The organism is Actinomycetes bacterium (assembly GCA_022396035.1).
In the GTDB taxonomy this organism is placed as follows: domain Bacteria; phylum Actinomycetota; class Humimicrobiia; order Humimicrobiales; family Humimicrobiaceae; genus Halolacustris.
In genome coordinates this window covers 25,509-47,627 of record JAIOXO010000005.1, presented here as the reverse complement: position 1 = coordinate 47,627, position 22,119 = coordinate 25,509, and the positions used below count along the sequence as shown (strand labels likewise).

Genomic DNA, 22,119 nt, shown 5'->3' with positions numbered 1-22,119 from the left:
TACTGTCTGAATCATTTCCTATTTTGACCAAAAATCTCTAATGACAAAATCTGCCTGCTTTACCAGGTCCAGCTTCTCAAAAACCAGCCCTTCTCTTTCGTATTCTGTCAGCTGATACCTGTAGGACATCTCCAGGCCTTTCTTGCCGCATACCTCTACACAGTTGCCGCAAAAAATACATTTACCCGCATCCAGGTAGAATTCTTCCAGCACTACTTGTCCTTTCTGGTCACTGCTTTTTTTCAGGCTGATGCAGTTTTGGGGACAGGCTTCCACACATTTTTCACAGGTATCACAGATAATTTCCAGGTTATCCGGGTCAAGCTTCAAGTGCAACATGCCCTTGCTGCCTTCCGGTATAATTATCTTCTCTTTAGGATAATTAACCGTCACCGGCCTGGTAAGCGAATTCCCTAAATTTTTTAAAAAATTTCTTATTATCCTTATCATCTAAATTAGTCCATATACCTTTCTTACTATCAGGAAAATCAGGGTTAATAAAAAATTAAAAACAGAAACCGGTACTAAAAACTTCCAGTTTATGTCTACTATATACTTATAGCTATCAATTTCCGGTATTGCCTTTTCTATAAGTATTACCAGCATAAACATAACATAAAATTTTAAAATCAGCAGCAGATTGCCATCAATAAAATACAGGTCCAGCCAGCCTCCCCAATAAAATATGCTCATTAATGCAATAATATAAAATAACAGCATGTATTTAGAAAACCTGCTTAATGCCCGGGGCAAACCATTGCCTTCCTTCTCAATTTTTCTGCCATATAGGGTCACATTTTTCCTGGTCAGCCCCCATACCTTTACCTGCAGAACAGCAACTATGAACACCACCAGAAAACCCAGAGGCTGGTATACTATATTCCAGTAATCATATTGCTGGTTAACCAGCTCCTTTAAATTCATGGTATTATTTATCATTATTACCGATATTAAACTGATTAAGACCGGCAAAAACAATGAAGCTATGGTGGCTGCTTCCCTGAATATGTGATCAGGCATCCACTTGTACCTGGACCTGGCAGCCAGCACATGCATGGCCAGAACGGCCAGATAAAACAGGATGGAAACCACAAACCCTGAATTGAAATCCAGAATCAGTATACTGGCATTTATGGGTATCACCGCCCACAGCAAAATAGAAAACAAAAACAATAGAGCATCCCATAAATTTATACTGCTCTGCTTGGAAAGATATTTTATCGTTTTAAAATATGGATAGGTTATACTGCCGAATCTGCTGGCTGCATAACCCCTCCTTGACTCTACCCTGGCCGAGACCTTAGACATAAGGTAGGAACAAATATACAGATTAATACCCAGGGTTAAAAATACATATAAAACTTTCTTTAAGATCATCAGCATAATTAACCCCACCTGTTCCTTACAATCTCGCCGCCGCTTATATCCAGGCTGGCCATAATCAGGGACACATCTTCCAGTAATGAGCCCTCCAGTATTTTTTCTGCAGCCATTAGGCTGTTAATGGAAGGCCCCATAACTGCCATGGCTTCTATACCGCTGCTTCCGGTCTCCATATATATATGAAACATACCGTGGGGGCACTCTACACTGGAGAAATAAGGCTTGGAAGGAAAGCCCTGGTCTGCAACCTTTTTGGCCTTTCTTGCTTCTTCTTCCGGAATATTTACCAGGCAATAATGGATTATTTTCAGTGACTGATAAATTTCCTTAAACCTTACAGCTACCCTTTCCAGGCAATCACCGTATCTGCCCAGGGGTGTAGTAAAAGATATTCCCTCATAAAGCAGATAGTCTTTTTCCTTTCTCAAATCTTTTCTGACACCGGTAGCCCTTAGATTGGGACCGGATATTCCAAAGCTAATAGCCTGTTCTTTGGTAAGGACACCCTTGCCTTTTAGCCTGTTGAAAACCAGAATATTTTCCATCATATTCGCTTCAATATCCCTTATCTTTTTCAGCAGGACAGGCAAAACCTTTTTTATGGTAGTTATCTTCTCATAATTAATATCTTTTTTTACTCCCCCTATGCGGACAAAATTTGGCAGAAGCCTGGCTCCGGTTATTGTTTCCATAATTTTTAAAACATGTTCTCTCTGTATTGATACCTGGCTGTAGAGAATATCGTATCCCACAGCTTCCAGCACATTGCTTATGCTGCCAAGATGGCTGGCTATGCGGGACAGCTCACTAACTATCATCCTTAAAGCCTTGGCCCTTTTGGGCACTCTGATATTAAGCAGTTTTTCTATGCCCGTACATAATCCTATCTCCGGGAATATTCCTGCATCATAGTCAAACATGCTTATCACAGCTACCCTTCCCAGTAAATCCTGCCTGTTCAGCAGTCCATGCTGAGATATGTTGGCCAGTGACACATCCACAATTGCCCTGGTTATCCTGCCCTGGTTTAGCTGGCCATGTATATCAAAGCTGTCCAGGCCGCTGGCTGGCTGGCTATACAGACTAAAATCAAGCTCTTCCCGCTCCAATAGTTTATGCCTTTTAAAAAATCCTGCTTCCGGAAAATATTCAGCAGTAGTCTGTACCAGGCCAAAATAAAGGTTCCGGTAACCTTCAGCGCTGAGGGGAACCCTGATAAGCAAATTAAAATTGTTCTCATATGAATACAGCACAATCAGCGCATAGGGATTGCCCCTTTTCCAGAAAAGTTTTATATCCCTGAAACTGCTTATGGAAAACTCCGGATTATCCTTCAGCTCTTTTAGAAGATTTTTAAGGTCTGAGCCGCCAATTTCACACAGCATATTTCCACCCATTTTCTGGATGCGGCCTATTTTTGCACCCAGTTGTTGAACCAGCTTTTTTTCCAGCCTGTCTATATATACATAATGGGGCGAACCATAGCCTTTGCTAAACATTTTTTTTACCATTAATCTTGCCTGTCCATTAACCTTAATATTGCATAAATAAATGCTTCCGGCCTTGGCGGACAGCCGGGTACGTATAAGTCCACCGGAATTTCCTTTTTCAGCTGTTTCATCTGATCTGCATTATCGCCCAAGGTACAGCCCTCCAGGGCACAGGTTCCCACTAAAGCTACCCATTTAGGATGGGCCATCCGGTTATAGAAATTGATTATTCTGGCCTGCATCTGGGGGTTCATGAAACCCTGTATAATCAGCAGATCCGCATCTTCGGGACAGGATACAAAAGTAGCCCCGAATCTTTCCAAATCATACAGGGGACTTCTGGTTGCATATATCTCCTGTTTACAGCAACCAAACCCGGTTACCAATATATTCAAGTTTTTTTTTACTGCTGTTTTCATTATTAACTGTCCTGGTTAAATACCCTGGATTTTACCACATATGCAGACATAAATATTAAAAGGAGGATAAAACCTGCCAGAATATACAGGGGTGGCCCCAGCTTTAATTCGTATATCAGAAGAATTATATCTGATATAAACAATATAGAAAATATAAGGGTTAAAAAAACAGTACCCAGTGCCATCAGGTTCTTATACAGGTATGGTCCTTTTTTAAATCCTTCCATGGTTTTCAGGCCAGCTTTCTTATGCCGGTTTGAAACCAGAAAAAGCACCAGAATAATTAACAGGCTGGCACCTATAAAAATAAGAAATTTTGCCATGTTATCAATATAGGCACCTAATGTATCCTTGAGCAATTTATACCTCAAAAAAATAATTTTGTTGATTTTAAACTTTATCACAATAACTATGCTACTTCAATCAGTTGCCATGATATCCAATATAAAACTTGTATGTTGTTATAAGTTATAAATACTTATATAATTTGTAAAAAAGTACTAAAAGAAATGAATTCAAAACAGCCCCAAAAAAATACTGATTCAATCAAAAGAGTAGGAATATTCTGCTGGTCAATTATAGGGTTGCTGATTATAATAGGGCTGCTGTTTTATTTTGTCTATTTGATTAAGCTGGCAGTTATCCCCCTGCTCATTGCCATAGCTATCGCCTATCTGCTTACCCCCCTGGTTCTGCTTCTGCAGAGAAAGATGAAAAAAATATTTGCAGTAATCATTACTTATATATTATTTCTGGGAATAATCTTTAATGTATTCTTTTTCCTTATTCCCCTGGTGATAGACCAGTTTAAGGTTTTTATTAGTAATTTCCCTTCCTATCTGGAAAACCTGACCACGGTAATTGATGATTTTTTAACCAACAGCACCCTTGTCCAGAATGTTGAAAATTTAATGGGGAGTGAATTTATTCCCAGGGATACCAGTGCCATTACCCAGTATTTCTTGGACAGAATGGACCTAAACCGGATAGACCTATTTCAGCAGGCCACTATCTTTACCAAGAACATAATAAACTGGGTGGTTAATTTTATAATAGGCCCCATAATAGGGTTTTATGTCCTGAAGGATACCAATAAGCTTAGAAGCATATTTATAAAAGTGCTGCCGGTCAGTTTAAGGCCCCAGGCAGTAACTCTTATAGACAAGATAAACATGGTGGCCGGCAGGTATCTGAGAGGACAGCTACTGATATCCTTTATTGTGGGGGTCTTGTGTACCATAGTGCTGTTGATCTTAAGGGTGGATTTTGCGATACTGCTGGGCTTTATAGCAGGCATCCTCAACATGGTACCATTTTTGGGCCCAATTCTGGGTGCAGTACCGGCAGCCCTTACCGCACTGTTTATATCCCCCTTAAAAGCCTTGCTGGTAGTTCTGCTGTTCATTGCCATACAGCAGATAGATAACTATTTTATAACTCCTACTATAATGAAATACCAGGTAAGTATTCACCCGGCCGTAATAATCTTCTCCCTTATTGCCGGAGGTGCTATCTTCGGTTTCTGGGGATTGCTGTTAGCGGTTCCTATAGTAGCCATCGTGCAGGAAATCCTGAAATTTTACCTCCTGGAAAAAAGAAATCTTACTCATTAGGCACAATACAAATAGACCCAATACCTTAAAAGAAGCGGCTACTCCGCTTTCTCATGGTAGATCTGCTTTACCTCCTGATAAACCTGTTTTAAAGGCCTGCCGGTTTGCTGGGCCAGGGAAAAGCAGGATTCGTATTCAGGTTCTGCGGTTACTACTTTACCCTTATAGAGCCCCAGTTTAATCAAGGCTTTTCCATAGCTTAAGTTTAACTGGATTACCTGTCTGTCAACAGTATGTCTGTCCACGCTTATGCTGCGCACTCCCAGAGTAGTAGTCTGGCAAAAGATTAAAGATGTGAGCTGGTTTTCCCTGGCGGCAGGAGCCAGTACACACAGTTTGAATCCCGGTCTTCCCTTTTTCATTAATATATTTTCAATCCATACATCCAGGGCTCCCTGCTCTAACAGTTTTTCAGCCACATATCCCATAATTTCCGGGCTTAAATCATCTATATTGGCAGACAGTAATTTAAGGCCGGATGGTTTGGCCTCAACCGGTGTGCTAAATTTTAGAAGCCTCAGAACATTGGGAATGCTTGTATGCTGGCGGCTGCCCGCCCCGGTGCCAACAGCTTCAATGGACGCTTCCGGCAGGGGTATAAAATCCTGGACATATTTTTTAATAACTGCCGCCCCGGTAGGAGTAGTGGTTTCAAACTCAAAGGGCCCTGCATATACCGGCAAGCCTTTAAGTATCTCCAAAACTGCTGGGGCAGGAACCGGTATCTTCCCGTGATCTGAGTCCACCATGCCCCTGCCCAGAGGTATGTTTGAACTGTAAACTCCGGTAATTTTTAGTTTATCTATGGCAGTAGCCACACTGACTATATCCACGATGGAGTCTATGGCCCCCACCTCATGAAAATGAACCTGTTCTTCATTGCAGCCGTGAACCCTAGCTTCAGCCCGGGCTAGTATCCCAAACATATCCAGGCTATCCTTTTTAATGCTTTCTTTCAGCCTGCTTTGTTCTAACATGCTCCGGATATCCCGGTAGTTCCTGCTTTCTTGCTCTATTATCTTTACCTCAAACTTTTTAGCAGCCAGAGATTTTACTCTGGTCTCCAGCAGTTCTATTTCATAACCTTCTAGGGGCAGTTTTTTTAGCTCCTGCCGGATTATTTCCAGGTCCAAACCTAAATCCAGCAGGGCGGCTACCATCATATCCCCGCTTATCCCTGAAAAACAGTCAATATATAGAAATTTATCCATTAAAATCCCTCCGCTTTAACCTGGCGAAATCCAGCCTTAATTTAAATATAATTTCAATTAAACCATGTTGCTGATAACATGATAATACCCTATGCGTGAAAAAATTGAAAAATTAAAAAAGTATATTTATAACCTCAAATCTGCAGTAGTGGCCTTTTCGGGAGGCGTAGACAGCAGCCTGCTGGCAAAGATTGCTTATTGTACTCTGGGGGATTCGGCGGTTGCCGCTACTGCGGTATCCGAACTTGTACCCCGGCAGGAAGCAGACCAATCCCGTAAAATAGCTCAGGAAATTGGTATAAAACAATATCTTCTTACCCTGAATTTGCTGGAGGTAGAGAACATAAGGGACAACCCCAGAAACCGGTGCTACTGGTGCAAGCAAAACATTTTTTCCAATATTGGCAGCCTGCAGCAGCAACTAAGATTCAACCATATTATTGAAGGCAGTAATGTAGATGATCTTAACAGCTACCGGCCCGGCATCCGGGCTTTACAACAGATGAAAGTGCTAAGCCCTCTAGCCCGGCTGGGATTTACCAAAGAAGAGGTAAGGCGATGCGCCGGGTTGCTGGGCCTGTCCAATTATAATTTGCCTTCTTCAGCCTGCCTTGCATCCCGGATACCCTACGGCCAAAAACTTGATGCCCGGCATCTCAATCAGATTGCCCTGGCAGAGCAGTATATAAAGGAGCTGGGTTTTGAGGTGGTAAGGGTAAGGTATCACCATCCGTTGGCCAGGATAGAGCTGCAGCCAGATAAACTGCCGCTGCTGTTTAAAAACCAGCTCAACCATAAGATTCATGATTACCTGACCGGGCTGGGTTTTAATTATATCACCATAGACCTGGCCGGCTTCAGGTCGGGAAGCATGGACGAGAACCTTTAAATTACCTTCTCATATAAACCAAAGATTATGGTTTAAACTGCACCAGACCTGTATCTGCCATATTAAAACCAGTAAATTCTCAGGGCAGAAAGGCCGCTCAGGATAAGAAGGGAAGCAATAAAACCGGCCAGGTATGCCCCTGCCTGCATCCAGCCCCTGGTTACCCTGCCTCCGCAATTAGGGAATAGGCTGATTAACAGAACCAGCAACAGGGCAGCAAATACAACCAGTCCCAATACCGACAGGGTCGACCATAGCCAGAACAGTGGTGCCCTGGAAAAATAAAAAGCGGCCATAAACAAAACACCGAGGCTGGCCCAGGCCGCCCATCTGGTTTTTGACTTAAGGTAGTAGCTGTTTACACCGGTCCGAAACAGTAATAAATTCTTTAAAGGCAGCAATACCAGGGGAAGGCTCCAGCCAAACATGAAACCGGTAAAAAACCTTATAATATTGCCGGAGTCATAGATTTGAAGGGTTGAAACTGCCACATCTGCCCCCATGACCAGCAGTACAGCCAGCATACCCCATAAAATTTTTTTGGGAGGGAGGTTGATTTTAGCTCTCCGGTCCAGAACCACCATTACAATCAGTGATAATAAAAATGCAATATAAATGCCGGTGCACCGGGAGCATACCGGCATAGCAAGCCCATTGGGCGCAAAAGATCTATATGCATTCTGGTGGCAGAGGCTTGCCCCTAAAAAGTAGAGTATGTCCCTTATTACCAACTCTGGTACATTCTAGGCATATTCATAAGGTATGCTGCCCCCAGGGTTATTATGGAAACTATGCCCCATACTACTATTATTCCACCCAGGACTATACCTACAATAGCCATTACTTTACCCTTGTCGCTGGTACTCTTCTTCTTAATATTCTTAAGTTCCAATATACCCAACACTATGGCAGCTATTCCCAGAATAAAATTCAGGAAAGGGATCCAGCAACAGAGTACGGCAACAATACCCAGAATCAGGGAAACAATAGCCATTACTCCTGGCTTTTGCTCAGCATTGATTATCTCGGATTTGACTTCTTCTACTTCTTCTTTATCGTTCATACCAATCCTTACTATTACTTTTTATTAATTATTTCATCAACTACAATTCATTGTCAACAGAAAAAATAATACTAAAACTTATCTGTGTATGGCTGCTATAGCCATAAAATATCTATTTTAGGCACATAGAGATATAAGTTTTATCAGGAACCGACACCTATCTTTTTTAGCATCAGTTTAGCATTAACCTTAATAATTTCTTTTACTTCCTCCGGACTAAGCCCTGCTCCCAGGCCAACCTCCTCCTGGAATTCTTGCTTAAACAGATCATTCTGGCTATGAGAATCAGTATTTATCAACAACCTGGCTCCCGCCTGGTTGGCCTTAAGGACTGTACGGCCATTGCCCAGGCTGTGGCCGCTTCTACCTGAAATTTCTAAAAAAATATCCATTTCGGCAGCTGCTTTTGCTTCCCTTTCGGTAATCAGCCCCGGATGGGCCAGAATATCAACATGTCTGGAATTAACCGCCTCCCAGTTGGTTCCTTCTTCTACCCTTTCCACAATTGACTGGCCATGAACCACCACCAATTTTGCACCTTTGCTTTTGGCATATTCTGCCATCTGGTCAATGCTTTTGGCCGGCACATTGGTTATCTCTACTCCCGGTATTGCCACAACATCCCAGTATTTTTGGGCCAGCTGGCAATCCTTGACCACATTCTCCAGTACAAAATCAATATTGGAGTAACTTGCATGATCGGTTAGAGCTATGCATCCGTACCCGTAAGAGACCGCATACCGGATCAATTCAATTGGGCTGTTAATTCCATCAGAGAAAAAGGTGTGTGTATGAAAATCATATATCATGGCCAAACCTTTCTAGACATAAAATTAGCTTTATTCTACCAATATAATATTAATAAAACTATAATTTTGATTAAAGTTATAGTAAACTTCTTAGGCAATGGAAGAGAAACAGATAATAGAACTTTCCCATAAAATAAGGGAAACAGTACTTCCCTATTTTGGCAAGCCCGAGTCCAAAAGAATTTCGGGCAAGGCCATAGGTGGAGATTCAACCTTTTTTATAGATGATATATCCGAACATTTTTTATCCAACTACCTGGAAAAAGAGGCCCGGGATATAGCTTACTATTCCGAAGACCGGGGGCTGGTAGGGGTGGGAAAACCCCGGGATCTGCTTATTATCGACCCCATAGATGGAACCCGGGCTGCTGCCTGCGGACTGGAATCCAGCTGTATTTCTATTGCTGCCTGCCCCTACAGCGAAGAAGCTGTCCTGGGAGATATAAATTTAGCGGTGGTTCAGGAAATAAAATCAGGCCGGCTTTACTGTGCTAAAAAGGGTGAAGGCATAATAATTATTGAAAAAAACCACAGCTATAAGCCCTCTCCTTCCAACAATTCAGAAATTGATTCCCTGTTCTGGTCCATAGGCCTGAGGGGTAGGCCCATAGTGCCTCTTATAGCGGTGCTGGAAGAGCTTATTGATGTGTCTAATTTTAATGGTACCCTTTTTGGACTGGGCAGCGCTTCCTTCTCTATGACCAAGGTGGCATCCGGACAGCTGGACTGTTATATTGATATTGGCCACCGGCTGGTTACAGATTTCCCGGTTCTGGAAAAAAACTATATGCATGTTGGCCAGGGGAGCATCATTAATAACTATCCATATGATATTGCTGCCGGTTACCTGGTGCTCAAGGAATCAGGAGGAGTGGTAACCGACGCTTATGGCAGGGATCTGACCAGCCATCCCCTTATGGGTATAGGCAAAGAATACCAGATGTCTACTGTTGCCTCATCCAATCCTTCCCTGCATAAAATACTTATAATGATGATTGACCGTGGTTTTAACCGGCTGGAAGACGATATGAAAAAATACTGATATGCTTATAGATATAATTATTGAAAAGATTGGTTTTGCAGTCTGCCACCAGCTCCCTGAAAGATGCCTGTCTTTCGGGCCCATTTTGATAAACATCTGTGCCCGGTGCAATGGCATATACCTGGGTTTCTTTATTTCTGCTTTGCTGCTTTTTGCCCTGTACCGAAAACGGCAGAGCGGACTTCCCCCGGTCTGGGTTTTAATTATTTTGCTGCTGTTTATTGCCTCTACCCTGGTTGACGGCCTGCTCTCCTATCTGTCAGTTATATCTACCAATAATATTGTAAGGTTTATAACCGGTTTTTTATGCGGTGCATCCATTATGGCCATAATATATCCGGTGTTTGTCTTTCAGTACTACCGGCAATCCACCCAAGATAGAATACTGGCAGAAAAGTGGAAACTTGCCGTATTCCTGGGAAGCTTGGGGGCATTTATTGCCCTTACCCTGGCACGGTGGGACTTTACCGGATTATTCTTTTACTACCTTTCTGCTTTTTCGGTCGCTTTTACCTTTTACTTTATAAACCTGACGGTAATGCTGCTGGTACCTCCCCTGGCCCAGAAAGCAGACCGGCTTTTTTCAAAAAATTTGATTATTCCTTCAGTTTCAGCCCTGGTTCTGGCTTCCCTGGAACTGTATGCTTTTTATCTTGTGCATGGCCTGGCCCAGAGAATTGTCTTACAGGTTCAGATGTAAAAACCCATACCTGGAATATATAAAGATGGTTCCTATGGCCGATATTATCGAACCAAGTATTACCTGCATTATGGTATGTCTTTTAATAGTAACCCTGGCCCAGCCAATAAAAGGTATCAGCAAAAGAAGCAGAAGCATCCAATGCCCAAACAGGATATAAAAGGTTATAGCGGTAACCGTAATCCAGCTGGTGTGGAAACTAATTTTCCAGAAATAGGTAATAGTGGTCAGAATCAAACCATTTACTATGCTTACTGCAAAAATTGCTTTTAAAAACAGGGGTGATCCCAGCACATACAGGATAAAAAATCCCATTATATAGCTTATCAGGGCCACTATTAGGGGTCTGATCCGGTTTTCCCTGTTGGGCAGGTGCAAATCATATATCTTCTTTTTACGGTACAGTATAAATACGTATAAAAAAGGTATTATAGTGGCAAAAAGGATGCACAGCAGAGCCCAGCCTATAGCTGCTATCCAGCTGTCCACTATTGTTAGGCAGATAACAATATAGACGGGAATCGATATGTAGGACCCGTCAAATATATAAGATATGGTTTTGGCAAACTTTTTCATTTTTTGGATTATTATACCTTATAAATTAAATCATTTTAATCATTTAGTTTCCAAAACAATAATTGTTTATTGACAGCTCGGCGAAAGGGTGGTAGTTTTTAATTCGATTTATGCCATTAAATTAGTATGATATGGACTATTCTTCCACATATATATACTTTGACCATAGCGCTACAACTCCGGTTTTACCGGAAGTGGCCCAAAAGATCGCCCAATGTTTAAATAACATTTACGGAAATCCCTCCGCAGGCCACAGGCTGGGCAAGCAGGCACAAGAGCAAGTAGAATCAGCCAGAAAACAGGTGGCTTCTGCCCTGGGCGCAAACCCCTCTGAGATTATTTTTACCAGCGGAGGCACCGAAAGCAATAATCTGGCTATTTTTGGCATAGCGGAAGCCTACCGCCAGAAAGGAAACCATATTATAAGCACCAGCATAGAGCACCCGTCAGTAAACATCCCCCTGAAAATGCTGGAAAGGAAAGGATACAGGATAACCCTTTTGCCTGTAGACAGCCAGGGCTTGGTGGATCCCCGGCTGGTCAAAGATTCAATTACCAAAGAAACCATACTGGTTACTATAATGCATGCCAATAATGTGTTTGGTACCATACAGCCCATAAGACATATTGGCAGCATTCTGCGCCAGGAAGGAATAATTTTTCATACTGATGCTGTACAGAGTTTCTGCAATATAGACACTGATGCATCCGCACTAAATGTAGACCTGTTATCAGTATCCGGTCATAAAATATACGGGCCCAAAGGTGTAGGAGCCCTTTATATTAAGAAAGGCACCAAGATAATGCCCCAGATCTTTGGAGGCGGCCAGCAGCGCAACCTGCGGTCGGGAACAGAAAACGTGCCCGGTATTGTAGGCCTGGCTGAAGCAGCAAGGATAGGCCACCATAATTTGGTGGACAAGATTATACGGCTTACCGTATTACGGGAGTATCTGATAGATGGGCTGCTAAGGACAGTGAAGGATATCAAGCTCTGCGGCCACCCTGCCAAAAGGCTTCCCGGCAACTGTAACTTCACCCTCAAAAATATCAGCGGCCAGGCTATAGTTGCCGAACTGGACCAGGCAGGAATAGCTGTGTCGGGAAGTTCTGCCTGCGCTTCTTCTTCTGCCAAGCCTTCGGCTACCCTGATGTCTCTGGGGCTAAGCTGTGAGGAAGCGGTGGGGTCTATACGCATTACCCTGGGATTTGAAAATACCCTGGAACAGATAGACTACTTCTTAAAGGTATTCCCGCCGATAGTCAACAAGCTGAGATCTTCTTCTTTTAGTTAAATATTTTGTATTGCATTTTTATTAATTCCATTATTTTATTAGAATATACATTAATAACCATGGCGTAAAAGAAGGTTTGATGACTGACAGCAAGATATCCACCCAACCGGCAATAAATGCCCTGTCCGGGGCATATGGCCCCGGGATACCTATTAATACAGTGGATTTGGGCTTAATCTATAAGGAAGATATAGATTCAGATGATAAATTCAAAAAGGAGTAAATTATAACTATTCTAAGGATTTATGCAGCACAGATTAACCCGGTAGTGGGAAATATCAGACATAACTACCAGCTCATTGCCCGGCATCTGCAGCAAGCAAGGGACCAACAGGCAGATATAGCAGTATTTCCCGAGCTTTGCCTCACCGGATATCCTCCTGAAGACCTGCTGCTCAAGCCTGCCTTCATAAAAGAAAACCAATCATTTTTGGAAAAACTGGCTGATTTTACTCAGGACATAATAGCGGTAACCGGCTTTGCCTATCAGGACCAGGGCCTCTATAATGCAGCCGCCGTAATATGCAATAAGAAGATATCCTGTATATACAAAAAACAGCTGCTTCCCAATTACTCCGTTTTTGATGAGGAAAGATACTTCCAGAAGGGGTCCCAGAATGTGGTATTTATGGCCGGCCCGGTACCCGTAGGCATAAATATTTGTGAGGACATTTATTATTCACTGGGACCGGCAAGCGTACAGGCTATGCTGGGCGATGCCCCCCTGATTATTAATATTTCAGCTTCCCCTTATTACACCGGCAAGATACAGGAAAGGGAAAAACTGCTTTTTGCAAGAGCAGTGGAAAACCGGGCAAATATTCTGTATGTCAATCTGGTAGGCGGACAGGATGAGCTGGTGTTTGACGGCAGCAGTATGGTTATTGGGCCCGAAGGACAGATTCTGGCCAGAGCCAAGCCTTTTTGCCAGGACACCATAATTCTGGACCTAGATACCACCGGAGTTGAATTTTCCAGGCTGGGAGATAAAAAATTCAAGGACCAGAGACAAACCCTGTCTAAACGTGCCGGTTGTTTAAAAGTGGTAGAAACCGGTTATAAGATTAATAATAAAAGCAGCAGACCGGAACCGGCAAAAGATTTCTACCATCAGGAGATAAGCAACACGGAAGAAGAAATTTTAAAGGCCCTGGTGCTGGGGACCAGGGATTATGTTGTAAAAAACGGCTTCAGTAAAGTGGTGCTGGGCTTAAGCGGCGGTATTGATTCAGCCTTTACCGCAGTAGTGGCCTGGCTTGCCCTGGGCTATCCAAATGTAAATGCGGTGCTTATGCCTTCCATATTTTCTTCTGAAGGCAGCATAGAAGACTCGGTGGCCCTATCCAAAAATCTGGATATAAATTATATGACCATTCCGATTTCTAAAATATATGATTCCTATATAAAGGAGCTGGACAGCTATTTAAAAACTAGCCAGATAAACATTACCAAGGAGAATCTGCAGGCAAGGATTAGGGGTAATCTGCTTATGGCTATGTCCAATGAATATGGATGGCTGGTGCTGGCAACCGGAAATAAAAGTGAGGTCAGCGTTGGTTACAGCACCCTTTACGGAGATATGGTGGGGGGATTTTCTCCCATAAAGGATGTGTATAAGACTACGGTTTATAGTATCTGTAACTTCATCAACCAGAAATATGGTAATATTATCCCCCGCAATATTATAGACAAGCCCCCTTCAGCTGAATTAAAACCGGAACAGAAGGATCAGGACAGTCTGCCGGAATATAAACTTTTGGATTCGGTACTGAAAGCATATATAGAAGAAGAAAAAGACCATCAGGCCATAATTGATATGGGCTTTGATCCACAGCTGGTAAAGAAAGTAATTAATATGGTAGACTTCAGTGAGTACAAAAGGAGGCAGGGAGCCCCGGGCATTAAAATTACCCCCAGGGCATTCGGCAAAGATCGCAGGTATCCCATTACCAATGGATTCAGGCTTAGTTAGGCACCTGCCCCGGAGGCGGCAGTTATGAATATAATAGTGTTTTCAGATGCTGAGCAAAACCTAAAACAAATAGAGAAAAAACTTCTGGCCAAGCCGTATCATATAGAAAGCTTTTTAGAGGCCCCTGAAATTCTGGATTTAAATAAATACAGCCTGGCGGCGGTGGATATTACCGGATGTAAGCAACCAGAGGATTATCCCCTTAGTTTGGTGGACCAGATAAACCAGGCAGGGCTGCCGGTCCTGTTACTGGCTGCCTATGAACAATCCGATCTGCTGCTTAAGCCAGAATTAAGTACTTTTGATGTAATTTTTTATCCCCAACTATCCTCAGAGCTGCCCTTCAGGCTGGACCGGATGATGGTAAATAAAGAGCTTATAAATCCTGCCAACTGCCTTTCTGTGGGAGAGATGGTGCTGAACTTGGATAAGTATGAACTCAGCATAAAAGATAAGCCCATAGAGCTCACCTACAAAGAATATGAGCTGTTAAAGCTATTGATGGACAATCAGGATCATGCTTTTTCCAGGGACAAGCTGCTGTCAATGGTTTGGGATTATGACTTCTACGGGGGCAGCCGGACCGTGGATGTACATATTCGTAGATTAAGGTCCAAATTGCCGTCCCCCTACAATTTAATGCTTAAAACAGTCAGAAGCGTTGGCTATATGTTTTCCCCTGATTTAACATAGATTTAACTTCCCCTTAACTTAATGGAAATAATCTTAAGCTAGAATAACCTCCATCATAAATAATTTTGTGGAGGTTTTATGGATACTATCTGGATTTTATTGGCAGCCTTTCTGGTATTTTTCATGCAGGCCGGTTTTGCCATGGTAGAAACTGGTTTTACCAGAGCCAAGAATACTGTTAACATCCTTATGAAAAACATTATGGACTTCAGCCTGGGAAGTCTGGTTTTCTTCTTTCTGGGTTTTGGCCTGATGTTTGGTTCAGATTTTGGTGGTTTTATAGGCATAGACAGTTTCTGGCTGTCTCTTACCAATCCCGCAGATACATCCAACTTTGCTGTATGGATTTTTCAGGCAGTGTTTGCAGCCACTGCGGCCACTATTGTTTCCGGAGCCATGGCCGAAAGAACCAGGTTTAAAAGTTACCTGGTGTACACAGTTATAATAACTGCAGTTATCTATCCCATAGCCGGACACTGGATCTGGGGCGGCGGCTGGCTCTCCGGGCTGGGCATGATTGATTTTGCCGGCTCTACGGTAGTGCATTCAGTGGGCGGATGGGCTGCTCTGGCGGGAGCCATGGTGCTGGGTCCCCGTTTTGGTAAATACAATCCTGATGGTTCTTCCAATGCCATCCCCGGCCATAATATATCGCTGGCTGCTTTAGGGGTATTCATACTATGGTTTGGCTGGTTCGGGTTTAATGCCGGCAGCACTCTTTCCGGTTCAAGTCAGGCTATCTCCACGGTAGCAGTTACCACTTGTTTGGCCGCATCTGCAGGTTCGGTCAGTGCCATGTTTTTTGTATGGCTGCGTTACAAGAAGCCTGATGCTTCCATGACCCTCAATGGTGCTTTGGCCGGCCTGGTAGCCATAACTGCAGGATGTGCAGTAGTCTCTCCCTTGAGTGCGGTAATAATAGGTTTGGCAGCAGGGGTTCTATGCAGCCTGTCGGTAGATTTTCTAGATAAAAAGTTAGGGATAGATGATCCGGTGGGAGCTATCTCGGTTCATGGACTATGCGGGGCTTTTGGCACCTTATCTGTAGGTTTTTTTGCCCAGCCTGAATTTGCTGCCCTGGCCGGCTATGGTGATACCGCCGGGCTGTTCTTTGGAGGCGGTTTCAGGTTGTTAGGGATACAGTTGACAGGAGTAGTCAGTGTGTTTGCCTGGACTTTTACCATTATGCTGGGTGCCTTTTATTTAATTAAGAGGACCATAGGACTCAGGGTATCCAGGGAAACCGAAATCAAGGGGCTGGATATTGAAGAGCATGCAATGGAAGCCTATGCAGGGTTTCAGATTTTTCAGAATGATTAATAACTTATTACAGGGGAGAATATTATGAAATTAATAATTGCCATGATACAGCCGCATAAGCTGCCCGATGTTAAAAAAGCCCTGTTCGACCAACAGATATATAAAATGACGGTTACCAATGTACTGGGTTGCGGACAGCAGAAAGGCTATACGGAAACTTACCGCGGGGTCATACATGAAGTTAATCTGTTAAAGAAAGTACGTCTGGAGATAGCGGTTAATGACGAGTTTGTGGAACCTACCATCAAGGCCATTACCGAAGGTGCCAGAACCGGTAATATCGGCGATGGCAAGATCTTTATAATTGAGCTGGACCGGTGCATAAGAATCAGGACCGGAGAAGAGGGCACCAGCGCCATTGGATAAAAGTTTACACAGATTTAACATAATCATTACAGTTTTTAAGGTATAATACTTTTAAAATAAGTTAACAGGAGGAAATATGGAAAATACAGAACAGATGAAAGAATATGTTTTAAAGAAAGCGCGAGATAACGGTATCAAGTTTATCCGGTTGTGGTTTACCGATGTACAGGGTTTCCTGAAGAGCTTTGCTATAACCGTAGAAGAGCTGGAAGGAGCCCTGGAGGAAGGAATGGGTTTTGACGGGTCTTCAATCGAAGGTTTTTCCAGAATAGAGGAAAGCGATGTTATCGCCATGCCTGACCCCAACACCTTCCAGATACTTCCCTGGAGCCCGGAAGAGCATGGAGTAGCCAGGATGTTCTGCGATATCCTGAATCCTGATGGAACCCATTTTGACGGAGACCCTCGCTGGGTATTAAAAAGGACACTTAAGAAAGCCAAAGATCTGGGCTACACTTTTTATGTAGGTCCCGAGCTTGAATTCTTCTATTTTAAATCAGATGAAGGTCTTCCCGAGGTGCTGGATAAAGGCGGTTATTTTGATTTAACTACCCTGGATGTGGCCAGTGGGCTTAGAAGGGATACGGTACTATACCTGGAAGCTATGGGGATCGGGGTAGAATATTCACATCATGAAGTGGCCCCCTCCCAGCACGAGATTGACCTCAGATATACCGATGCCCTTACTATGGCCGATAATGCTATGACCTACAGGCTGCTGGTAAAAGAAGTAGCCACCAATCATGGAGTATATGCTACCTTTATGCCCAAACCTATATTTGGAATTAACGGCAGCGGTATGCATACCCACCAGTCATTGTTTAAAGGGGATAAGAATGCTTTCCATGATCCCAGTGACAGTTATAACCTTTCCAAGGAAGCTAAAGCATATATAGCAGGCTTGCTCAAGCATTCCAAGGATATTGTAGCGGTTACCAATCAGTGGGTTAACTCTTACAAGAGGCTGGTACCGGGGTATGAGGCTCCAGTTTATATATCCTGGGCTCGAAGGAACCGGTCAACTTTGGTAAGAGTCCCCATGTACAAGCCAGGCAAAGAAGCTTCTACCCGGATTGAGTTCAGGTGTCCTGATCCTGCCTGCAATCCTTACCTTGCCTTCTCGGTAATGCTGGCTGCAGGGCTGGACGGAATAGCCAACAATTATATATTGCCCGATCCTATAGAAGAAAATATTTTTGAAATGGATGAAAAAAGGAGGGCCAAAGCCTCAATAGATACCCTTCCCAATAACCTGTTTGAAGCAGTTAAGTTCATGGAAAAAAGCAAGCTGATGAGAAAGACCCTGGGTGACCATATATTCTATAAATTTATAGAGAACAAAAAAATTGAATGGGATAGATACCGTACCCATGTGTCCAATTATGAGCTGGAAACATATCTCTCCGTACTGTAGTTAAAGCAGTTAGACAAGCAGGCAGTGCCGCCTGCTTGTCTATCTAGTCTATAAATGAAAGCAGGAAGCTTAACCCGGCAGTAAATGCGCCGGCTACTACCATTTTTATCCCGCTTATTATCAAACTGGTCCTGGATATTTTCCCCAAAAACAAACCTATACCCACTAAAACTAAAAAAGCCAGCCCAAAAGATAGATAGAAAGAAATGTTTAGAGGGATTATGCTTCCAAAGAAAAAAGGAATAATGGGAATAAGGGCGGTAATAACCGGCGACAATCCATTTACTGCTGCCAGCACCTTGGTAGCATAACCCTGGGCATAATGGATTACTGTCTTATCCAGATTATGCAGGGTGAATTTTTCAAGATCGTCTATTTCCTTCTTCCTTTCAGCACTTTCACTGTTATAAGCGCTCCAAACCCCGGAAACACCCAGTGAAATGCATACAGCCAGACCGGTTATCAGTACATTGGAGTAGCTGGTGGTTTCTATTATAAAATTACCTGTAAGTACCCCGATGATGGTTATTACCCCATCAAAGCCGTTTACGGCAAAATACCTCCTAACCAGTTTGGACATATTGGTGATCCGGTTATAGGTCTTTATCCTGTCTACAAAATTATCCATTCTTTCCATTTAAGACATACCTGTACAGGGCTTCCGCTACTCCATGGTTGTCATTATCGCTAACCACATGATCTGCTATCTGTTTAACTGCCTGGGGGGCATTGTCCATAGCAATGGCTATGCCGGCAAGATTCAACATCCCCAGATCATTTTCACTGTCTCCTATGGCTGCCACTTGGTAAGGTTGAATATTGAATTTTTCCAGAATTTTTTTGAGAGCAAAAGCCTTACCTGCACTCTTGTTGACTGCGGTTAAGAATATGGGGCCGCCCCTTCTAAATTTCAGTTTCTGGCCCAGCTCCTTTTCAATTATGCGGTTAAACTCATCCTGGGCATCAATAGTAACCGTAAATACCAGCGCCCTGGAAATTATCTTTTCTTGGGTTAGGTCCTCTACCTTAACTGTCTTATCACCGGTCTTGGCAATATAATCTATACCCGGATGGTCTTTTTCATAATAAAGCAATCCGTCATCTGCACTTAAAGCCAGGCCTTTATTATATTTTCTGGTTAAAAGAACCACTTCATTGGCCAAGTCAGTGGGTATATTAAGCTTGAACAGCACTTTTTTATCCCGGTCAATTATTGCCGAACCCCCGGATACTGTCTGGGGATCTACCAGATTTAACTGGTCTATTACCTGGGACACAGAAGATATGGTCTTGCCGGTAGTAATTATTACCTTTATTTTACGTTTTAGGCATTCTGCTATTGCCCTTCTGTTTTCAGAGCTAACCCTGGAATCAGAGTTATACAGTGTGCCGTCAAGATCTATTGCCACTAACTGGACCAATACTTTTCTCCTTTTCCTTATTCAATTATAGATTCCTGGGTTTCAGTTTCCTCTGTTTCTTCCGGTTCTACTGAAGTGGGAGTGCTCTGCTGTTGGCCAGGAAGCTCTTGCGTCTGTCCCTGCAGGTCTCCTAAATCCACCAGAGGTACTATACCTTCCGGAAGGATGCCCCAGCTTATATTGGGAGATAGTTTCTGGATGAACTCTAACTGTATAATTTCCGGATATTCCCTTAATGATTCACCCCTGATAGTAATCTCTTGCGCTTCTGCTTCTGCCTGTATAATAACCTGTTCTTTTCTTATTCTTTCCTGTTCCAGGATATTTCGTTCTACCTCAATTCTTTCCTCTGCAATCTGCTTTTCTTCCAGTACGCTAAAATACTCTTCGGTAAAATCAATTTTCCTCAATAAAAATTCATCAAGAATTACCCCGTTATTATCAAAGATTGGCCTCAGTGTATCTTCAAGCTCGTCCTGAACATCAAATACCTGTTCGGAGTACAGTTGAAGGGCAGTATATTTTTTGGGTATATTCCTGGCCAGGGACCTGGCTTCAGCTTTTACTACCTTTTCTACCAGGTCATCCATGGTGCCAATATTGTTTAGCACCCATTCTGCCTGTTTCCCGTCAATTGAAAACCTTATGGTGTATTTCAGCTGGATCTGCTGGCCGTCTGAAGAGGTGGTGTCCACCGCAAAATCAGGATAATTGGCAGTACTGGCATCCGGTGCATCACTGGTTTCATAGGTAACCTGGCGGGTAGAGTAATTAACTGTATTCTGTACAAAAGGAATTTTAGCATGCAAGCCGGGATAAAAAGTTACCCCTATAGTCTCTCCAAACTGGGTTAACACATTTACGTTACCTGCCTGTACTACTATAAAACTATTCAGTATAAGTACCAGCGCCACTATAAAAATAACAACTCCTGTTATAACTTTGGGAATTAATTTCATAATTTCTCCTTGTCTTTAAACTACATTTATAATAAATCAAGAACGATACAGGTCATGGTATCTTTTATCATGTTCAGATTCTGTATCTTTGATATAACCGTTCTGCCCAGAGAAGCCATGTCTTCTGCCGCTACATAGGCAACGATATCATAAGGTCCAGTAACCGTATGGGCGGTTTCCACGCCCTTCATCTTGCTTATCTTGGCCAAAGCATCATTCTGCTTGCCCTGATCTGATTTAATCAGGACATATGCATAAGTCATTTTTTCCCCCCTGTTAAAATTTAAATACAGATAGGAATATAACATTTATTAATCCTTTTTTCTACTTGCCGCCGGCCATGGGTTATATAATGGTTGATTTTAAAAAAAAGTATTTATATAATTTAGGTCACTATATAATTAACAAGCAAGGCAAAAGGAAAAATTTTATGGCTCTTATCAACTTAAACGATTTATTAACTCACGCCAAACAGAATAAGTATGCGGTAGGTGCTTTCAATATCACCAACCTCGATCTAATCGATACCCTTATAGATTCTGCCCTTGAGGAAAGCTCTCCCATAATCATGCAGGTAGCCGAGGTTCATTTTAAATATTTGAATTTTGAAGAAATAGGACCAGCTATTACACATGCAGCAGACAAGGTTAGGATTCCTATTTGCGTACACTTGGATCATGGCCAGAGCCTGCAAACGGTTATGAGGGCTATTAGGGCTGGCTTTACTTCAGTTATGTTTGACGGCAGCAGATTTCCTCTGGAAGAAAACATTGCCAGAACCAAAGAAGTGGTAAAAGTTGCTCATGGTGTAGGGGTTAGTGTAGAGGGAGAAATAGGCGCAGTAGGCGGAGAAGCAGTTGGAGAACAGGCTGCTACTGCTCATGCAGCCCAAAAAGAGTTGTTTACCAAAGTTGAAGAAGCTGAAAGATTTGCCAATGAAACCGGTGTCGACGCCATGGCTATAGCTATCGGCAATGTCCATGGATTGTACAAGGGAGAGCCGGAGCTTGACTTTGACCGGCTGGCAGCCATCAGGGATACTGCTGATATCCCCCTGGTCCTTCATGGAGGTTCAGGAATCTCTGATAATGATTTCAGGAAAGCAGTCAGCATGGGAATATGCAAGATAAACTTCTACACCGGGATGTCCAATAATGCAGTAGATGCTGCCAGAAAATACCTGCAGGAAAACCCGGGGGCCATTAGCTACCCCGACCTGGTAAACAAGGCCATGGCTGCTGCTAAAGACACCGTAAAAGACAGGCTCAGGGTCTTTGGGAGCGCCAAAAAATGCGTCGGTGAAAAATCTTTATGCATCTCTTGTGATGAAAAAAGTTGCGAACTTATTGATCCCAGATTCCAGCCGGAGAGCAAGGCCGTACTTTATTCAGACCTGGTAGAAAGAATTTCCAAAGAGGTTCTGTCACAGCTCAATAATAAATAAGTCTCCTATATACAAAACCTCAAGCCTTAAAAAGAATTGA

Annotated in this window: 26 protein-coding genes; 12 read left to right on the top strand and 14 right to left on the bottom strand. The window is 42.9% G+C overall.

The genetic code is table 11. The features are described from left to right. Positions 1–18 precede the first annotated feature (18 nt). Genes K9H14_02975 through K9H14_02955 form a run of 5 tightly spaced genes read right to left on the bottom strand, consistent with a single transcriptional unit; the run spans position 19 to position 3,615 of the window. Positions 19–450 (bottom strand): 4Fe-4S dicluster domain-containing protein, encoded by a 432-nt coding sequence (locus K9H14_02975; GenBank protein MCG9479153.1) that lies wholly within the window; start codon positions 448–450, stop codon positions 19–21. Further along, entirely contained in the window at positions 451–1,377 is a 927-nt protein-coding gene (locus K9H14_02970; protein MCG9479152.1) for an NADH-quinone oxidoreductase subunit H, read from the bottom strand. Between the two features lie 8 nt (positions 1,378–1,385). Then, positions 1,386–2,894, bottom strand: a complete 1,509-nt coding sequence (locus K9H14_02965) for a hypothetical protein (protein MCG9479151.1) — start codon at positions 2,892–2,894, stop codon at positions 1,386–1,388. After that, positions 2,894–3,292 carry an NADH-quinone oxidoreductase subunit NuoB gene (gene nuoB, locus K9H14_02960; protein MCG9479150.1) on the bottom strand — a complete coding sequence of 133 codons (399 nt, stop codon included), beginning with the start codon at positions 3,290–3,292 and terminating at the stop codon, positions 2,894–2,896. The genes K9H14_02965 and nuoB overlap by 1 nt, the downstream gene beginning before the upstream one ends. A 2-nt stretch (positions 3,293–3,294) precedes the next feature. Then, on the bottom strand, positions 3,295–3,615 hold the full coding sequence (locus K9H14_02955) for a hypothetical protein (protein ID MCG9479149.1): 321 nt from the start codon (positions 3,613–3,615) through the stop codon (positions 3,295–3,297). Positions 3,616–3,801: 186 nt separating this feature from the next. Between K9H14_02955 and K9H14_02950 the strand changes: the two genes are divergently transcribed. After that, positions 3,802–4,905, top strand: coding sequence for an AI-2E family transporter (locus tag K9H14_02950; protein MCG9479148.1), 1,104 nt, complete (start codon positions 3,802–3,804; stop codon positions 4,903–4,905). Positions 4,906–4,943: 38 nt separating this feature from the next. On the opposite strand, the gene larC is transcribed toward K9H14_02950, so the two are convergent. Continuing rightward, positions 4,944–6,116, bottom strand: coding sequence for a nickel pincer cofactor biosynthesis protein LarC (gene larC / locus K9H14_02945; protein ID MCG9479147.1), 1,173 nt, complete (start codon positions 6,114–6,116; stop codon positions 4,944–4,946). 91 nt (positions 6,117–6,207) lie between these two features. Between larC and larE the strand changes: the two genes are divergently transcribed. Next, positions 6,208–7,005, top strand: coding sequence for an ATP-dependent sacrificial sulfur transferase LarE (gene larE / locus K9H14_02940; protein ID MCG9479146.1), 798 nt, complete (start codon positions 6,208–6,210; stop codon positions 7,003–7,005). A gap of 62 nt (positions 7,006–7,067) precedes the next feature. On the opposite strand, the gene K9H14_02935 is transcribed toward larE, so the two are convergent. The 3 genes from K9H14_02935 to K9H14_02925 form a co-directional block, all read right to left on the bottom strand. Then, entirely contained in the window at positions 7,068–7,736 is a 669-nt protein-coding gene (locus K9H14_02935) for a DUF2085 domain-containing protein (protein ID MCG9479145.1), read from the bottom strand. Further along, on the bottom strand, positions 7,730–8,068 hold the full coding sequence (locus tag K9H14_02930) for a DUF4190 domain-containing protein (GenBank protein MCG9479144.1): 339 nt from the start codon (positions 8,066–8,068) through the stop codon (positions 7,730–7,732). The genes K9H14_02935 and K9H14_02930 overlap by 7 nt, the downstream gene beginning before the upstream one ends. Positions 8,069–8,211: 143 nt before the next feature. Next, complete coding sequence (locus tag K9H14_02925) at positions 8,212–8,877, bottom strand: histidinol phosphate phosphatase domain-containing protein (GenBank protein MCG9479143.1); 666 nt, start codon at positions 8,875–8,877, stop codon at positions 8,212–8,214. A 97-nt stretch (positions 8,878–8,974) separates the two neighbouring features. Here K9H14_02925 and K9H14_02920 point away from each other — a divergent pair, with 97 nt between their 5' ends. Next, positions 8,975–9,919 carry a hypothetical protein gene (locus tag K9H14_02920; GenBank protein MCG9479142.1) on the top strand — a complete coding sequence of 315 codons (945 nt, stop codon included), beginning with the start codon at positions 8,975–8,977 and terminating at the stop codon, positions 9,917–9,919. A gap of 1 nt (position 9,920) precedes the next feature. After that, on the top strand, positions 9,921–10,619 hold the full coding sequence (locus K9H14_02915) for a DUF2085 domain-containing protein (GenBank protein MCG9479141.1): 699 nt from the start codon (positions 9,921–9,923) through the stop codon (positions 10,617–10,619). Here K9H14_02915 and K9H14_02910 read toward each other — a convergent pair. Further along, positions 10,602–11,195 (bottom strand): hypothetical protein, encoded by a 594-nt coding sequence (locus tag K9H14_02910; GenBank protein MCG9479140.1) that lies wholly within the window; start codon positions 11,193–11,195, stop codon positions 10,602–10,604. The two genes, K9H14_02915 and K9H14_02910, sit on opposite strands and share 18 nt — an antisense overlap. Positions 11,196–11,326: 131 nt before the next feature. Between K9H14_02910 and K9H14_02905 the strand changes: the two genes are divergently transcribed. The 7 genes from K9H14_02905 to K9H14_02875 all read left to right on the top strand — a co-directional run bounded on the left by K9H14_02905 (position 11,327) and on the right by K9H14_02875 (position 18,255). Further along, the gene (locus K9H14_02905) at positions 11,327–12,490 is read left to right on the top strand and encodes a cysteine desulfurase (protein MCG9479139.1); all 1,164 of its coding nucleotides are present in this window, start codon (positions 11,327–11,329) and stop codon (positions 12,488–12,490) included. Between the two features lie 79 nt (positions 12,491–12,569). Then, complete coding sequence (locus tag K9H14_02900; GenBank protein MCG9479138.1) at positions 12,570–12,713, top strand: hypothetical protein; 144 nt, start codon at positions 12,570–12,572, stop codon at positions 12,711–12,713. Between the two features lie 3 nt (positions 12,714–12,716). Next, positions 12,717–14,462: an NAD+ synthase gene (locus tag K9H14_02895; GenBank protein MCG9479137.1), complete on the top strand. Its 1,746-nt coding sequence runs from the start codon at positions 12,717–12,719 to the stop codon at positions 14,460–14,462. Between the two features lie 24 nt (positions 14,463–14,486). After that, positions 14,487–15,155, top strand: coding sequence for a winged helix-turn-helix domain-containing protein (locus K9H14_02890; GenBank protein MCG9479136.1), 669 nt, complete (start codon positions 14,487–14,489; stop codon positions 15,153–15,155). A gap of 78 nt (positions 15,156–15,233) precedes the next feature. Next, positions 15,234–16,475: an ammonium transporter gene (locus K9H14_02885; protein ID MCG9479135.1), complete on the top strand. Its 1,242-nt coding sequence runs from the start codon at positions 15,234–15,236 to the stop codon at positions 16,473–16,475. A gap of 24 nt (positions 16,476–16,499) precedes the next feature. Continuing rightward, positions 16,500–16,841: a P-II family nitrogen regulator gene (locus K9H14_02880; GenBank protein ID MCG9479134.1), complete on the top strand. Its 342-nt coding sequence runs from the start codon at positions 16,500–16,502 to the stop codon at positions 16,839–16,841. Positions 16,842–16,917: 76 nt separating this feature from the next. Continuing rightward, complete coding sequence (locus K9H14_02875) at positions 16,918–18,255, top strand: glutamine synthetase family protein (protein ID MCG9479133.1); 1,338 nt, start codon at positions 16,918–16,920, stop codon at positions 18,253–18,255. 43 nt (positions 18,256–18,298) lie between these two features. Here K9H14_02875 and K9H14_02870 read toward each other — a convergent pair whose 3' ends face one another. From K9H14_02870 to K9H14_02855, 4 genes are read right to left on the bottom strand one after another with little or no spacing between them, the layout of a single operon-like run. After that, positions 18,299–18,892, bottom strand: coding sequence for a VIT1/CCC1 transporter family protein (locus K9H14_02870; protein ID MCG9479132.1), 594 nt, complete (start codon positions 18,890–18,892; stop codon positions 18,299–18,301). Further along, positions 18,876–19,664: an HAD family hydrolase gene (locus K9H14_02865; protein ID MCG9479131.1), complete on the bottom strand. Its 789-nt coding sequence runs from the start codon at positions 19,662–19,664 to the stop codon at positions 18,876–18,878. The genes K9H14_02870 and K9H14_02865 overlap by 17 nt, the downstream gene beginning before the upstream one ends. A 29-nt stretch (positions 19,665–19,693) precedes the next feature. After that, positions 19,694–20,635, bottom strand: a complete 942-nt coding sequence (locus K9H14_02860; protein MCG9479130.1) for a prohibitin family protein — start codon at positions 20,633–20,635, stop codon at positions 19,694–19,696. 26 nt (positions 20,636–20,661) lie between these two features. Continuing rightward, positions 20,662–20,898 carry an Lrp/AsnC ligand binding domain-containing protein gene (locus tag K9H14_02855; protein ID MCG9479129.1) on the bottom strand — a complete coding sequence of 79 codons (237 nt, stop codon included), beginning with the start codon at positions 20,896–20,898 and terminating at the stop codon, positions 20,662–20,664. 167 nt (positions 20,899–21,065) lie between these two features. Here K9H14_02855 and K9H14_02850 point away from each other — a divergent pair, with 167 nt between their 5' ends. Beyond that, positions 21,066–22,079 carry a class II fructose-bisphosphate aldolase family protein gene (locus K9H14_02850; GenBank protein ID MCG9479128.1) on the top strand — a complete coding sequence of 338 codons (1,014 nt, stop codon included), beginning with the start codon at positions 21,066–21,068 and terminating at the stop codon, positions 22,077–22,079. Positions 22,080–22,119 lie beyond the last annotated feature (40 nt).

What these genes read in the sequence shown, in the direction of transcription:
- K9H14_02915 (MCG9479141.1), top strand. Translation starts at nt 9,921, where the DNA reads ATGCTTATAGATATAATTATTGAAAAGATTGGTTTTGCAGTCTGCCAC.
- K9H14_02930 (MCG9479144.1), bottom strand. Translation starts at nt 8,068, where the DNA reads ATGAACGATAAAGAAGAAGTAGAAGAAGTCAAATCCGAGATAATCAAT.
- K9H14_02850 (MCG9479128.1), top strand. Translation starts at nt 21,066, where the DNA reads ATGGCTCTTATCAACTTAAACGATTTATTAACTCACGCCAAACAGAAT.
- larE (MCG9479146.1), top strand. Translation starts at nt 6,208, where the DNA reads ATGCGTGAAAAAATTGAAAAATTAAAAAAGTATATTTATAACCTCAAA.
- larC (MCG9479147.1), bottom strand. Translation starts at nt 6,116, where the DNA reads ATGGATAAATTTCTATATATTGACTGTTTTTCAGGGATAAGCGGGGAT.
- K9H14_02970 (MCG9479152.1), bottom strand. Translation starts at nt 1,377, where the DNA reads ATGATCTTAAAGAAAGTTTTATATGTATTTTTAACCCTGGGTATTAAT.
- K9H14_02860 (MCG9479130.1), bottom strand. Translation starts at nt 20,635, where the DNA reads ATGAAATTAATTCCCAAAGTTATAACAGGAGTTGTTATTTTTATAGTG.
- K9H14_02885 (MCG9479135.1), top strand. Translation starts at nt 15,234, where the DNA reads ATGGATACTATCTGGATTTTATTGGCAGCCTTTCTGGTATTTTTCATG.
- K9H14_02890 (MCG9479136.1), top strand. Translation starts at nt 14,487, where the DNA reads ATGAATATAATAGTGTTTTCAGATGCTGAGCAAAACCTAAAACAAATA.
- K9H14_02925 (MCG9479143.1), bottom strand. Translation starts at nt 8,877, where the DNA reads ATGATATATGATTTTCATACACACACCTTTTTCTCTGATGGAATTAAC.
- K9H14_02965 (MCG9479151.1), bottom strand. Translation starts at nt 2,894, where the DNA reads ATGGTAAAAAAAATGTTTAGCAAAGGCTATGGTTCGCCCCATTATGTA.
- K9H14_02950 (MCG9479148.1), top strand. Translation starts at nt 3,802, where the DNA reads ATGAATTCAAAACAGCCCCAAAAAAATACTGATTCAATCAAAAGAGTA.
- K9H14_02910 (MCG9479140.1), bottom strand. Translation starts at nt 11,195, where the DNA reads ATGAAAAAGTTTGCCAAAACCATATCTTATATATTTGACGGGTCCTAC.
- K9H14_02880 (MCG9479134.1), top strand. Translation starts at nt 16,500, where the DNA reads ATGAAATTAATAATTGCCATGATACAGCCGCATAAGCTGCCCGATGTT.
- nuoB (MCG9479150.1), bottom strand. Translation starts at nt 3,292, where the DNA reads ATGAAAACAGCAGTAAAAAAAAACTTGAATATATTGGTAACCGGGTTT.
- K9H14_02870 (MCG9479132.1), bottom strand. Translation starts at nt 18,892, where the DNA reads ATGGAAAGAATGGATAATTTTGTAGACAGGATAAAGACCTATAACCGG.
- K9H14_02855 (MCG9479129.1), bottom strand. Translation starts at nt 20,898, where the DNA reads ATGACTTATGCATATGTCCTGATTAAATCAGATCAGGGCAAGCAGAAT.
- K9H14_02900 (MCG9479138.1), top strand. Translation starts at nt 12,570, where the DNA reads ATGACTGACAGCAAGATATCCACCCAACCGGCAATAAATGCCCTGTCC.
- K9H14_02920 (MCG9479142.1), top strand. Translation starts at nt 8,975, where the DNA reads ATGGAAGAGAAACAGATAATAGAACTTTCCCATAAAATAAGGGAAACA.
- K9H14_02975 (MCG9479153.1), bottom strand. Translation starts at nt 450, where the DNA reads ATGATAAGGATAATAAGAAATTTTTTAAAAAATTTAGGGAATTCGCTT.
- K9H14_02905 (MCG9479139.1), top strand. Translation starts at nt 11,327, where the DNA reads ATGGACTATTCTTCCACATATATATACTTTGACCATAGCGCTACAACT.
- K9H14_02955 (MCG9479149.1), bottom strand. Translation starts at nt 3,615, where the DNA reads ATGGCAAAATTTCTTATTTTTATAGGTGCCAGCCTGTTAATTATTCTG.
- K9H14_02875 (MCG9479133.1), top strand. Translation starts at nt 16,918, where the DNA reads ATGGAAAATACAGAACAGATGAAAGAATATGTTTTAAAGAAAGCGCGA.